Annotated in this window: 14 protein-coding genes; 3 read left to right on the top strand and 11 right to left on the bottom strand. The window is 63.3% G+C overall.

All coding sequences use genetic code 11. The features are described 5' to 3' along the window. The first annotated feature begins 121 nt into the window (after positions 1–121). Complete coding sequence (locus OZ911_RS09160; protein WP_016485795.1) at positions 122–604, top strand: LEA/WHy family protein; 483 nt, start codon at positions 122–124, stop codon at positions 602–604. 18 nt (positions 605–622) lie between these two features. Here the strand turns inward: OZ911_RS09160 and OZ911_RS09155 are convergent, their stop codons facing one another. Beyond that, positions 623–886 (bottom strand): hypothetical protein, encoded by a 264-nt coding sequence (locus OZ911_RS09155; RefSeq protein WP_023047141.1) that lies wholly within the window; start codon positions 884–886, stop codon positions 623–625. 128 nt (positions 887–1014) lie between these two features. Between OZ911_RS09155 and OZ911_RS09150 the strand changes: the two genes are divergently transcribed. Further along, a complete protein-coding gene (locus OZ911_RS09150) occupies positions 1015–1335 on the top strand; it encodes an ElaB/YgaM/YqjD family protein (RefSeq protein ID WP_016485793.1) in 321 nt (106 codons plus the stop codon). Positions 1336–1357: 22 nt separating this feature from the next. On the opposite strand, the gene OZ911_RS09145 is transcribed toward OZ911_RS09150, so the two are convergent. Then, positions 1358–1975: a MiaE family protein gene (locus OZ911_RS09145; protein WP_016485792.1), complete on the bottom strand. Its 618-nt coding sequence runs from the start codon at positions 1973–1975 to the stop codon at positions 1358–1360. A gap of 157 nt (positions 1976–2132) precedes the next feature. Between OZ911_RS09145 and OZ911_RS09140 the strand changes: the two genes are divergently transcribed. Further along, the gene (locus OZ911_RS09140; protein ID WP_016485791.1) at positions 2133–2996 is read left to right on the top strand and encodes a universal stress protein; all 864 of its coding nucleotides are present in this window, start codon (positions 2133–2135) and stop codon (positions 2994–2996) included. An 83-nt stretch (positions 2997–3079) separates the two neighbouring features. Here OZ911_RS09140 and OZ911_RS09135 read toward each other — a convergent pair whose 3' ends face one another. The 9 genes from OZ911_RS09135 to OZ911_RS09095 form a co-directional block, all read right to left on the bottom strand. Beyond that, positions 3080–3283 (bottom strand): formate dehydrogenase subunit delta, encoded by a 204-nt coding sequence (locus OZ911_RS09135; RefSeq protein WP_016485790.1) that lies wholly within the window; start codon positions 3281–3283, stop codon positions 3080–3082. Continuing rightward, positions 3280–6162 carry a formate dehydrogenase subunit alpha gene (gene fdhF / locus OZ911_RS09130; protein WP_070086438.1) on the bottom strand — a complete coding sequence of 961 codons (2883 nt, stop codon included), beginning with the start codon at positions 6160–6162 and terminating at the stop codon, positions 3280–3282. Before fdhF ends, OZ911_RS09135 begins: the two co-directional genes overlap by 4 nt. After that, positions 6159–7718, bottom strand: coding sequence for a formate dehydrogenase beta subunit (locus tag OZ911_RS09125; RefSeq protein ID WP_060518338.1), 1560 nt, complete (start codon positions 7716–7718; stop codon positions 6159–6161). Before OZ911_RS09125 ends, fdhF begins: the two co-directional genes overlap by 4 nt. Further along, positions 7712–8194 carry a formate dehydrogenase subunit gamma gene (locus tag OZ911_RS09120; protein ID WP_016485787.1) on the bottom strand — a complete coding sequence of 161 codons (483 nt, stop codon included), beginning with the start codon at positions 8192–8194 and terminating at the stop codon, positions 7712–7714. The genes OZ911_RS09125 and OZ911_RS09120 overlap by 7 nt, the downstream gene beginning before the upstream one ends. Before the next feature lie 378 nt (positions 8195–8572). Next, positions 8573–9667, bottom strand: coding sequence for a dimethylsulfone monooxygenase SfnG (gene sfnG / locus OZ911_RS09115; protein ID WP_016485786.1), 1095 nt, complete (start codon positions 9665–9667; stop codon positions 8573–8575). Between the two features lie 176 nt (positions 9668–9843). Beyond that, on the bottom strand, positions 9844–10131 hold the full coding sequence (locus OZ911_RS09110; protein ID WP_024717324.1) for a DUF3077 domain-containing protein: 288 nt from the start codon (positions 10129–10131) through the stop codon (positions 9844–9846). Positions 10132–10256: 125 nt separating this feature from the next. After that, on the bottom strand, positions 10257–10514 hold the full coding sequence (locus OZ911_RS09105) for a hypothetical protein (RefSeq protein WP_016485784.1): 258 nt from the start codon (positions 10512–10514) through the stop codon (positions 10257–10259). Between the two features lie 423 nt (positions 10515–10937). After that, positions 10938–11570, bottom strand: a complete 633-nt coding sequence (locus tag OZ911_RS09100) for a hypothetical protein (protein ID WP_024717325.1) — start codon at positions 11568–11570, stop codon at positions 10938–10940. Between the two features lie 11 nt (positions 11571–11581). Beyond that, positions 11582–11872 carry a hypothetical protein gene (locus OZ911_RS09095; RefSeq protein ID WP_016485782.1) on the bottom strand — a complete coding sequence of 97 codons (291 nt, stop codon included), beginning with the start codon at positions 11870–11872 and terminating at the stop codon, positions 11582–11584. Positions 11873–12004 lie beyond the last annotated feature (132 nt).

Below are 12004 nucleotides of genomic sequence, written 5' to 3'. Positions count from 1 at the left end.
CCAGCAGGAAAAGTTATCGAGCGTTAATGAGAAACAGTATCGTTCATCTTCAAGGACACTTTCAACGCCGACGCGCATTTGCCACACTGAGGGTTCGCCCACTCTGGCAAGGTCGCCCGCAATGACTCCCCGCCCGTACCGCTGTATCCGCCTGTTTCTCGTCCTGCTGATGGTTTATGGGCTGGGCGCTTGCGCTCTGTTTCAACCACGCGACCCGGTCAACATCAGCGTGATCGGTATCGAGCCGCTGGCCGGGCAGGAACTGGAACTGCGCATGGCGGTGAAAATGCGGGTGCAAAACCCCAACGAGTCGCCGATCGACTACAACGGGATCGCCCTGAACCTGGAAGTGAACGGCCAGCCGCTGGCCGCCGGGGTCAGCGACCAGCAAGGGCACATTGGCCGCTACGACGAGGCGGTGATCGTGGTACCGGTGAGCATCACGGCGTTTTCCTTCCTGCGCCAGGCCTATGGGCTGGGCACGGTGGATTCGCTGAAGGGTTTGCCCTACAAGCTGCGCGGCAAGCTGGCGGGCGGGTTGCTGGGGACCGTGCGCTTTACCGACGAGGGCAAGCTGGACCTGCCCAAAGGCGCCTACTGGTAAGCGCCCGTCGACGGGTGTTCAGCGGTTGGCGCTGGCGGCGGCCATCAACTTGTTGACTTCGCTGCGCACCATGCTGGCGTATTCGGGCGGCGACATGCCCTCCAGTTCGGCGCGTACCCACTCGGCCCATTTACCTTTGCGCCGCGGTTTCTCGGCGATCAGCCGGGCTGCATCACCCTTGGCCTTGCCCAGGTTGCTCTGCCACAGCTCGAACAGCCGCGCCTTCTCTGCCTCGATCTGCGCCCGTTCCTCGAAGCTCATGTTGGCCAGATTGAAACTCATGAAGGTACCTGCAGGTTTGAAAATGGCCGCTATCTTACACCCAGGCAACGCAACATCGGAAAGCCACCGCAACTTTCCCGACGCAGCGGCATCCATTGTTCACACTACCCATCAACGAGGACGAGTTCATGGCCCGTAAAAACGCCACGCTGCCCGACAGCGATCAGATCAAGGACCAGGTATTCAGCGAACTGCAGTCGCTGATCGAGGAATCGGAAAAACTGCTGAACGACAGTGCCGCCCTGGTGGGCGAAGAAGCAGAAACCCTGCGAGCGCAGGTCAGCCTCAAACTGAAACAGGCGCGCCAGGCCGCTGGCAACATACGGGACAAGGCGCAGCCGGTGGTGGACGCCACCCAGGACTATATCGGCGGCCATCCCTGGCAGACCGTAGCCATTTCCGCCGGCCTGGGGGTGGTGGTGGGCCTGCTGCTGGGGCGGCGCAACTGACGCCTGGGCCGCCTGGTGCGAATCAGGCGGCCAGCGCTTGCGGGATACCGCTGTGGAAGCGCAGTTCCACATCTGGGGACTGGATCAGCTCCATTTCTGCAGCGCGCACCAGTTCAACCCGGCGGGCGATGTCTGCCTCATCGCCATAGTTGTGCGCCAGTTTCAGGTAACCCTGGTAGTGGCGCGCTTCGCTTTTCAGCAGGCCGTGGTAGAAGCGGCCCAGCTCTTCGTCCAGGTGCGGCACCAGCGCGGCAAAACGCTCGCAACTGCGCGCCTCGATGAACGCCCCCACCACCAGCGTGTCCACCAGCTTGACCGGCTCGTGAGCGCGCACCAGGCGGCGCAGCCCTGAGGCATAGCGCCCCGCCGACACCGGTCGTAGTGGCACGCCACGGCGCTTCATCAAGCGCAGTACTTGTTCGTGATGCACCAGTTCCTCACGTGCCAGGCGCGACATCATGTTGATCAGGTCGAGGTGAGTGTTGTACTTGGCCATCAGGCTCAAGGCCGTGCTCGCGGCCTTGAATTCGCAGTTCTTGTGGTCGATCAGCAGGGTTTCCTGGTCGGCGAGCGCCGCTTCGATCCAGGCGTCTGGCGTCGGGCAGCCAAGAAAGGCATCGATTTCGGGGATCAGGGACATAAGCGTGCAACCACACAGAACAGGCAGGGCCGGCGATTATACCGGCGGCGGCGGGCGGCGCCAGTGACTAAGCTTGTTGATGTACATCAAACGCCAGCAGGGGGCGCGCCGTCTATAGTCAGGCATTGGTCGCCACCTTTGAAGGGAGCTTACGCCCATGCAAGCCGTCCGCAGCATCCTCGTCGTCCTCGACCCCGAGCACGCCCACAGCCGGGCGCTGACCCGGGCCAAGCTGATCGCCGGCGTCACCGGCGCTCGGCTGCACCTGCTGATGTGCGACAAACGGCATGATCACAGTGCGCTACTGAGCCTGCTCAGCAGCCAGTTGCATGATGACGGCTACGACAACATCACCCATGAGGAGGCTTGGCGCGACAACCTGCACGACACCATCATCTATGTACAGCAGGCCGAAGGTTGCGACCTGGTGATCAAGGACCACCGCCCGGACAGTTCGCTGAGAAAGGCCCTGCTCACCCCCAGCGACTGGAAACTGCTGCGCCAATGCCCATGTGCCGTGCTGATGGTCAAGAGTGAACGGCCGTGGACCGGGGGCAAGATTCTGGCGGCGGTCGACGTGGGCAATCAGGACGAAGACCATCGCCGCCTGCATGCCAGCATCATCGACCATGGCTTCGAGATTGCCAAACTGGCCAAGGGCGAACTGCATGTCATCAGTGCCCATCCGTCGCCGATGCTGTCGGCCTCTGACCCGACCTACCAGCTGAGCGAGACCATCGAGCAGCGCTACCGGGATGCGTGCAAGGCGTTCCAGGCTGAGTACGGCATCAGCGAGGAATGCCTGCATGTAGCTGAAGGGCCGGCAGATGTGTTGATTCCGCACACCGAGAAACTGCTGAACGCGGTGGTGACGGTGATTGGCACGGTGTGCCGCACGGGGATTTCCGGGGCGTTGATTGGCAATACTTCGGAGGTGGTACTGGATGCGCTCGAGGGGGATGTGCTGGTGCTCAAGAGCGAGGAAGCCATCGCTCACCTGGCCGAATTAGCCCGCGGCTGATGCAATTGGCACGATGGGTGCGCCCCTTGTAGGAGCGGCCTTGCGTCGCGAAAGGCCGCGCCTACAGGGACCGCGCAGACCCGCTACGGCATCGCCTCCAGCACCTTCGGGTCCAGCCCTTCCCCTGCATTGGCCTCGATCCATTGCGCCAGCTGTCGGCGCATGGCCGGCGTCCAGAAGCTTTGCATATGCTGGCGCACCCCCTGTACCGCCAGCGCCCGGTCTGGTTCGCTGTCGAAGTAATGGGCAATCTGGTTGGCCATCTTGACCAGGTTGTCGCTGCTCATCGGCGCACCTCGGCTTGCTCCGCTGTGCGGCGCTCTTGCAGCAGGCGCCGCTGTTCGTCACTGAAGTCCTGATAGCGCTTTTGCCACTGCGATGGCTGGAACACCTTCACCACTTCCACTGCCGTTACCTTGTACTCGGGACAGTTGGTGGCCCAGTCGGAGTTGTCGGTGGTAATCACGTTGGCCCCCGACTCGGGGAAGTGGAACGTGGTGTACACCACCCCCGGCGCTACCCGCGCACTGACCTTGGCGCGCAGCACAGTCTGCCCCGCGCGGCTGCCAATGCCGACCCAGTCACCGTCCTGGATACCGCGGCTTTCTGCATCGGTGGGGTGAATCTCCAGGCGGTCGGCATCATGCCAGGCGACGTTGGCAGTACGCCGGGTCTGCGCGCCGACGTTGTACTGGCTGAGGATGCGCCCGGTAGTCAGCAACAACGGGTAGCGGTTGTTGACCTTTTCGTCGGTAGGCACATAACCGGTGAGCATGAAGCGGCCCTTGCCACGCACGAACTGGTCGATGTGCATGGTTGGCGTGCCGTCTGGCGCGGTGTCGTTGCATGGCCACTGCAGGCTGCCATGGCGGTCGATGTCGGCATAGCTGACACGGCGGAAGGTCGGCGTCAGGCGGGCGATCTCGTCCATGATCTCGGACGGGTGACGGTAGTTCATCGGGTAGCCCAGAGCGTTGGCCAAGGCGATGGTCGCTTCCCAGTCGGCCTTGCCGGCCAGCGGCTCCATGACCTTGCGCACCCGCGAAATGCGCCGCTCGGCATTGGTGAAGGTGCCATCCTTTTCCAGGAACGAGCTGCCCGGCAGGAACACATGGGCGAACTTGGCAGTTTCGTTGAGGAAGATGTCCTGCACCACCACGCACTCCATGGCGAGCAAGGCCGCGGTGACATGCTGGGTGTTAGGGTCGCTCTGGGCGATGTCCTCGCCCTGGCAGTACAAGGCCTTGAAGCTGCCGTCCAGCGCTGCCTCGAACATGTTGGGGATGCGCAGGCCCGGGTCGGGCTGCAGGGTCACACCCCAGGCGCGTTCGAACTCGGCGCGCACGTGCTCGTTGGAGATATGCCGGTAGCCAGGCAGCTCGTGCGGGAACGAGCCCATGTCGCACGAACCCTGCACGTTGTTCTGCCCACGCAGCGGGTTCACCCCTACCCCTTCACGGCCGATATTGCCGGTGGCCATGGCCAGGTTGGCGATGCCCATCACCGCAGTGCTGCCCTGGCTGTGCTCGGTCACGCCCAGGCCGTAGTAGATGGCCGCGTTGCCACCGGTGGCATACAGCCGCGCAGCCGCGCGGATCTGCTCGGCCGGCACGCCACAGACCGGGCCGAGTACTTCAGGGGCGTTTTCTGCCAGGCTGACGAAGTCGCGCCAGCGGGCAAAGTCTTCGGTTTCGCAGCGGGCATCGATAAAGCGCTGGGCCAGCAGGCCCTCGCTGACGATCACGTGGGCCAGGGCGTTGAGCATGGCCACGTTGGTGCCCGGGCGCAGTTGCAGGTGCAACTCGGCGCGGGCGTGCGGCGAGTCGACCAGGTCGATGCGCCGTGGGTCGATCACGATCAGCCGCGCGCCCTGGCGCAGGCGGCGCTTGAGCTGCGAGCCGAACACCGGGTGGGCGTCGGTGGGGTTGGCGCCGATCACCAGCACCACGTCAGCCTGCATCACCGAATCAAAGCTTTGCGTGCCAGCCGACTCACCCAGGGTCTGCTTGAGCCCATAGCCGGTGGGCGAGTGGCACACCCGCGCGCAGGTATCGACGTTGTTGTTGCCAAACGCCGTGCGCACCAGTTTTTGCACCAGATAGGCTTCTTCGTTGGTGCAGCGGCTGGAGGTAATGCCACCGATGGAATCGCGCCCGTACTTGAGCTGGATGCGGCGGAACTCGCTGGCAGCGTAGGTCACCGCCTCGTCCCAGCTCACTTCCTGCCACGGGTCTTCCAGGCGCTTGCGGATCATCGGTTTGGTTATGCGGTCCGGGTGGGTGGCGTAGCCCCAGGCGAAGCGCCCCTTCACGCAGGCGTGGCCGTGGTTGGCCCCGCCGTTCTTGTCCGGGACCATGCGCACCAGCTGATCGCCTTTCATTTCGGCGCGGAACGAGCACCCGACGCCGCAATAGGCGCAGGTGGTGATCACCGAACGTTCGGGCTGGCCAAGCTGCACCAGGCTCTTTTCTGTCAGCGTCGCGGTCGGGCAGGCCTGTACGCAGGCGCCGCACGACACGCACTCGGAGGCAAGGAAGTTGTCGCCGCCCGCCGCCGCGACCCGCGACTCGAAACCGCGGCCGGTGATGGTCAGGGCGAATGTGCCCTGGATGTCTTCGCAGGCGCGCACGCAGCGGCTGCAAACGATGCACTTGCTGGGCTCGTAGTCAAAATACGGGTTGGAAACGTCCTTCTTTTCGGCCAAATGGTTGGCGCCGTCGTAACCGTAGCGCACCTCGCGCAGGCCCACCTGGCCGGCCACGGTCTGTAGCTCGCAGTTGCCGTTGGCCGAGCAGGTCAGGCAGTCCAGTGGGTGGTCGGAAATGTACAACTCCATCACGTTGCGGCGCAGGCCGGCCAGGCGTGGCGTTTCGGTACGCACCACCATGCCTTCGCTGACCGGCGTGGTACAGGACGCCGGGTAGCCGCGCATGCCTTCGATTTCCACCATGCACATGCGGCATGAGCCGAAGGCTTCGAGGCTGTCGGTGGCACACAGTTTGGGGATGCTGGTGCCCAGCATGGCCGCGGCGCGCATCACCGAGGTGCCGGCGGGCACGCTGACAGCACGCCCGTCGATGCTCAGGCTGATCTGCACGTCGCTGTCACGGGCCGGGGTGCCGAGGTCGCTGCTTTTATCAGACGCGGGGTCGAAGACATTGATCATTGCGCGGCCTCCGTGGTGGTCAGCCCAAAATCAGCGGGGAAGTACTTGAGGGCACTGGCCACCGGGTAGGCAGTCATGCCGCCCATGGCGCATAGCGAGCCGTACTGCATGGTGTCGCAGAGATCGCGCAGCAACAGGGCCTGGTCGTGGCGTTCGGTGAAATCAGTCGATGCGATCAACCGGTCGACCACTTCCATGCCCCGGGTGGAGCCGATGCGGCACGGGGTGCATTTGCCGCAGGATTCTTCGGCGCAGAACTGCAGGGCGAAGCGCGCCATGCTGGCCATGTTCAGGGTGTCGTCGGCCACCACCACACCGCCGTGGCCGAGCATTGCGCCCATGGCGGCGAAGGCTTCATAGTCCAGCGGGGTGTCGAAGTGGCTGGGGGGTACCCAGGCGCCAAGCGGGCCGCCCACCTGCGCAGCCTTCAGCGGCCGGCCACTGGCCGTACCGCCGCCGTAACCCTCCACCAGCTCGCGCAGGGTCAGGCCGAACGCACGCTCCACCAGGCCGCCCTGGCGGATATTGCCGGCCAGCTGGAACGGCATGGTGCCCAGCGAGCGGCCCATGCCGAAATCGCGATAGAACGCTGCCCCCTTGGCGAGAATGATGGGCACTGAAGCCAGGGTGAGCACGTTGTGCACCAGCGTGGGCAGGCCGAACAGGCCTTGCAGCGCAGGCAGTGGTGGCTTGGCACGGACGATGCCGCGCTTGCCTTCGATGGACTCGAGCAGCGCGGTTTCTTCGCCGCAGATATAGGCGCCGGCCCCCACCCGCACTTCCAGGTCGAAAGCCTGGCCGCTGCCGGCAACGTCAGTGCCGAGGTAGCCGGCTTCACGCGCGATGGCAAAGGCCTGGTTCAGCACGCGAATGGCATCCGGGTATTCCGAGCGCACATAGATGTAGCCCTTGTCGGCCCCCACGGCCAGGCCGGCAATGATCATGCCCTCGATCAGGAGGAAAGGGTCGCCTTCCATCAGCATACGGTCGGCGAAGGTGCCAGAGTCGCCCTCGTCGGCGTTGCATACCACGTACTTCTGCCCAGCCCCGGCGTCGCGCACGGTGCGCCACTTGATGCCGGCAGGAAACGCCGCACCGCCACGGCCACGCAAGCCGGAGTCAAGCACGGCGGCGACCACCTCGGCAGCGTTCAGGGCCACGGCCGCTTCAAGGCCGGCGAAACCGCCATGGGCGCGATAGTCATCCAGCGACAATGGGCGGGTGATGCCGGCGCGGGCGAACAGCAGGCGTTGCTGGGTCTTCAGGTAAGGCATTTGTTCGACCAGCCCCAACGCCAGCGAGTGGCCACCGGGCTCACCGGCCAGGGCATCGAGCAACGCCGGCACGTCTTGTGGGGTCACCGGGCCGAAGCCCTGGCGCCCTTGCCCGCTGTCGCATTCGATCAGCGGCTCCAGCCAGTACAGCCCGCGTGAGCTGGTGCGCTGGATGTCCAGCGGCAGCTGGCGGCGCTCGGCCTCGCGCTGCAAGGCATCGGCAACCTGGTCGGCCCCCACGGCACGGGCCACCGAGTCGCAGGGAATGTAGAGCTTCAGCATGCTGCGTCCTCCCGGCAAGCGTTTACCAATGCACGCAGGCGCTCAGGGGTAAGCCGCGCATGCACCTGGCCGTCCAGCTCCAGCGCCGGCGAGCAGGCGCAGGCACCCAGGCAGTACACCGGGCGCAGGCTGATGGTACCGTCGGCGCTGGTGCCATGGTCATCCAGTGCCAGCTGATCACGCAGTTGCGCGGCCAGGGCCTCGGCGCCACGGCTTTGGCACGATTCGGCGCGGCACAGGCGCAGGGTGTGGCGCGCCGGCGGCGCAGTACGGAAGTCGTGGTAAAAGCTGATCACTCCACGCACCTCGGCCAGGCTGAGGTTCAGGGCATGGGCAATTTCAGGGACAGCGGCATCGGGGATGAAACCGATGTCGTGCTGGATGGCATGCAGGATCGGCAACAGGGCACCGGGGGTTGCCTTGTCACGGGCCAGAATACGGTGGATCACGGGCAGGTGGAGCAGTTCATCAGGCATACAGCGGACCTCGGCATCACGGACCCCGCCTGAATTATTGTGAGGGCAGGTATCCAGCGTGTTCTGCTGCGGCGCGTCGGCCGCGTCACGGTTGCGCGGCGCCGACGGCCTCCTTGCCCACGGCCGCGCATCTGCGCACGCTGGTCCGAAGGCATCCTGCAAGCATGGCACTTGTGGCGCCAGGGGGTTGCGTGCGAACGACCAGGCGCATCCTGAAACCGACGCCAAGCGTTACGGCCCCTGCACGGTATGCGGGGTTTCACAGCAGTACAGGTGCGTCGATGACTACCCCAGGCTAATGCCCGGCGCGAGCAGCCTTGCCTTGGCGCCCCCGGCCGCAAAGGCGCGCAAAGCGCCCCCGGCAATTCGGCACAGGCCTCAGGCCACTGCCTTGTCTACGCTGCGACCGGCTTCCAGCTCACGCACCAGCGGCAACACGTGCTCACCAAAGTACGCCACTTCCTCCTGAAAATGCAGAAAGCCGGACAGGATCAAATCCACCCCCACTGCCTTCAGCGCAACGATGCGCTCGGCAATTTGCTGCGGCGTGCCGATCAGGTTGGTCTTGAAGCCATCGTTGTACTGCACCAGGTCCTCGAAGCTGGACTTGGCCCAGTTGCCCTCGCCTTCCGGGCTGGCTGCCCCGGCGTGCTTCACCTCGTTGCCGAACGCCCGCACCGCCTCGGGGTTGGCCTTGTCGATGATCTCCTGCAACACCGCACGCGCCTGTTCCTCGGTGTCGCGGGCAATGATGAAGGCATTCACCCCAACCTTGACCGAGTGGCCGTTGGCTGCGGCCTTGGCGCGGATATCATCGACCTGGGCCTTGATCCCTTCCACGCTGTTGCCGTTGGTGAAGTACCAGTCCGACACCCGCGCGGCCATATCCCGCGCCGCACGCGAACTGCCGCCCTGGAAGATCTCGGGGTGCGGTTGCTGCAGTGGCTTGGGTTTGAGGTTGTAGTCACGGAAGCGATAGAAGTCGCCGTTGAAGGTGAAGTTGTCCTGCGTCCAGATGCCCTTGAGCGCGCGGATGAACTCCTCGGAACGGCGATAGCGCTCGTCGTGGTCCAGCCACGGCTCACCGATGGCGTGGAACTCGCCCTTGAACCAGCCCGACACCACGTTGATGGCGATGCGGCCATGGGTGAACTGGTCGATACTGGCCAACTGCTTGGCCGCCAGCGCCGGGTTCCACGGCCCTGGCAGGATGGCGGCGATGACCTTGAGCTTTTCCGTGGCCGCCAGCAGCGCATGGCTGATGGTGACCGACTCATGCTGGTTGTCGGCGCCGTAGCCGGCGGTGAAGCGGATTTGCGACAGGGCGTAGTCGAAGCCCGCTTTTTCAGCGATTTGCGCAAGCTTGCGGTTGTAGTCGATGTCCCAGCTGGTGCGCTGCTCGATGGTGCTGACCACCAGGCCACCGCTGACGTTGGGGACCCAGTAGGCGAACTTGAGTGGGGCGTGGCTCATGAGGAAGCTCCTTGAGAATGCTTGGGGTTCAAGGAGGCAGGAGCAGCAAGCGTGCCAACGGCTGGATTGCTTTACTTTCAACGGGTTAATGGAACTAGTCGGCGATGTTGACTGCATGTGGTCAAACACGCTGTCGGATCACTGTTGCCTGCGCAACATCGCCACTTGCTGCTGGCTCACCGGTTCTTGCGCATGCCCATGTGAGCGTCATCCATCAAGGCTTTGGCCATGTCGCACAGAAAGTGCGAGGCCCAGACCAGCACCGGCTCGTTGTCCATTACCCCGATAAACGATGCCCGCCGAGAGCAGTCCATCAACACAGAGGCCTGCTCGACAGCATGGTCACAGCAGTTGCCGGGCTCGACACGGAACAGCTTCTTGCCGTCGATGATACCGTCCAGGCAAGTGGCCGAGCCTACGGTCAGCCCCAGGGTGCCGGTGTCGTCATCCAATTCTTTATCCATCTTGAACCTCTTCTGAATCTGCCAGCCAGTGGTACTGCCCTCCACTCTCCTGTGGGAGCGGGTTCACCCGCGAACACGGGCGCAGCCGGTGCCATCCACCGCTGGCAAAACTTGATTTCAGCCCATCAATGCAAGGTATGCATTTGCGGCTTGCCTTTGAACTGCACCTGCGCAATCGCCGACTCCAGTAACGAGCGCACGGCCTCCACTTCATGCATCACCGCCAAGGTCATGACGGTGGCGGGAGACTTGGGCAGCGTGGAGAGGGCGTGATGGCCTACGGACAAGGCGCAGAGGACGTATTCGGTGGCCTGGATCAGGGTGTCTTCCAGGTGGTGCGAAGGGTCAGCGGAGAAAGGTGGATCGGGAACAATTTTGAGCATGGCGAATCTCTCTAGTTGCACTACCAAGATCGCCACCTGCTCACTTGCAGATGATTGGGTGGCGGCTACGTAAGGGCCTGCAAGACCGAGGCAACTAGAAAGCCCGGTTGGTCCGAAGACCACCCGTACGCAGCCACCATAAAACGCAGCTGAGCGCAAAGCGCCGTTAGCTGATGGTGAGCTCTTCTAGTTGACTCGCAGGCTTGCAGACCCGGTCGTTGAATTTGCAACGACAGGTCGAGACTAGGGAGATCAGGTTTCCATCGCAATGGTGAAACGGCTTGAAAAGGATGATTCAGAAACGGACTACATGGAAGGGGAAAAATCTGGCTCTATCGTGTAGGAACGACAAGGAATGTGGCGGGCCAACGAAGAGCCCTGTGCGTGGTTGCCCCACGCACAAGCGACAATGTTCAGTGCTGACTATACCGCCAACCGCGCCAGCCGCTGCAGCGCCACAATCACTTCCTCGTCCCGCTCTTCGAGCACATCCGCCTGGATCAGGGCGATCACGGCCTTCAGCAACTCGGTCTGGTTCATCTCGGTTTGTTGTTGCAGCGCAAGCAGGTCCTCTGCCATGTGCGGATTAACCTTCATCGACAACCGCCGGGTAGCGTTGGACCTTGCAAGCCCGCGCTGCTCCCGCTGTGCATCCAGCGCCTGGATGAACGCCAGATGCGCAGCCTGCAATCGGCCCCCCTGCTGAACCTGCGCCAACCGCTGAACATAGTGGGCCAGAAACAACTTGCGTAAATGGGCCCCGGCGTCGCTGCTGACTGCATGCATGGCCGCATCCAGCACGTCCACATAGACGGCCGGCAAGCGCGCCTCGATCGACTTGAGCTGCTGCTTGCGCGCCTCGTGAATGGCTGGTGTGGATTGCGGTGGAAGTGCGACCACGCCATCGCAACGGGTACACACGCCCACCAATATGTCCCTGGCCACACCCTTGCCATCGCTGAACGGTACATCCCGGCGGGCATAACGAGTGGGCACCACTGCCTGGCAGTGCTCGCACAGTGCTTTTCCGCTATCCCCTTCAAACAGAATCTTCATGATCTGGGTACTCACTGGTGAACGCTTATGAACCAGGTATCTGGTTCGATAAAAAAGAACTTGATGTACCAGCCATCCCGTTTGAGTACATGCACCTCTACGGCAGCGACAGCGTGGTGAGGGCTGCTTGCGTGGTGAATGCCCCGGCAGGAGCGCACGACTTCGACAACCTCTCGGGCTGACACCTCCCCTGTAGCCAACAGGTTCTTTATATCGATATCCCCGCGCGAAACGTGTTGGTACTCCCCTGATTCAAGCGCCGCTATTACTGCGCGCTGGGCCTCCCTGAAACCGGTTTTCATAGCTCATCCCTGCCATTACGAAAATCATCGTACAAAATCCGGATCAAATCTAGCGCTTGCGAAGCCAAAGCGACCAGCGGTTCCCCCCCGATTCGAGCGATGACCCGGAACACGCATGAACTATGGCCCTGC

It is taken from the genome of Pseudomonas fortuita (assembly GCF_026898135.2).
GTDB classification, from domain to species: Bacteria; Pseudomonadota; Gammaproteobacteria; order Pseudomonadales; family Pseudomonadaceae; genus Aquipseudomonas; species Aquipseudomonas fortuita.
Note: the sequence above shows the minus strand (reverse complement) of the source record. Positions and strands in the feature narration are given on the sequence as shown.

Bases quoted from the DNA above. Each gene is read 5' to 3' on its own strand.
- OZ911_RS09160 (WP_016485795.1), top strand. From the start codon at position 122: ATGACTCCCCGCCCGTACCGCTGTATCCGCCTGTTTCTCGTCCTGCTG.
- OZ911_RS09155 (WP_023047141.1), bottom strand. From the start codon at position 886: ATGAGTTTCAATCTGGCCAACATGAGCTTCGAGGAACGGGCGCAGATC.
- OZ911_RS09150 (WP_016485793.1), top strand. From the start codon at position 1,015: ATGGCCCGTAAAAACGCCACGCTGCCCGACAGCGATCAGATCAAGGAC.
- OZ911_RS09145 (WP_016485792.1), bottom strand. From the start codon at position 1,975: ATGTCCCTGATCCCCGAAATCGATGCCTTTCTTGGCTGCCCGACGCCA.
- OZ911_RS09140 (WP_016485791.1), top strand. From the start codon at position 2,133: ATGCAAGCCGTCCGCAGCATCCTCGTCGTCCTCGACCCCGAGCACGCC.
- OZ911_RS09135 (WP_016485790.1), bottom strand. From the start codon at position 3,283: ATGAGCAGCGACAACCTGGTCAAGATGGCCAACCAGATTGCCCATTAC.
- fdhF (WP_070086438.1), bottom strand. From the start codon at position 6,162: ATGATCAATGTCTTCGACCCCGCGTCTGATAAAAGCAGCGACCTCGGC.
- OZ911_RS09125 (WP_060518338.1), bottom strand. From the start codon at position 7,718: ATGCTGAAGCTCTACATTCCCTGCGACTCGGTGGCCCGTGCCGTGGGG.
- OZ911_RS09120 (WP_016485787.1), bottom strand. From the start codon at position 8,194: ATGCCTGATGAACTGCTCCACCTGCCCGTGATCCACCGTATTCTGGCC.
- sfnG (WP_016485786.1), bottom strand. From the start codon at position 9,667: ATGAGCCACGCCCCACTCAAGTTCGCCTACTGGGTCCCCAACGTCAGC.
- OZ911_RS09110 (WP_024717324.1), bottom strand. From the start codon at position 10,131: ATGGATAAAGAATTGGATGACGACACCGGCACCCTGGGGCTGACCGTA.
- OZ911_RS09105 (WP_016485784.1), bottom strand. From the start codon at position 10,514: ATGCTCAAAATTGTTCCCGATCCACCTTTCTCCGCTGACCCTTCGCAC.
- OZ911_RS09100 (WP_024717325.1), bottom strand. From the start codon at position 11,570: ATGAAGATTCTGTTTGAAGGGGATAGCGGAAAAGCACTGTGCGAGCAC.
- OZ911_RS09095 (WP_016485782.1), bottom strand. From the start codon at position 11,872: ATGAAAACCGGTTTCAGGGAGGCCCAGCGCGCAGTAATAGCGGCGCTT.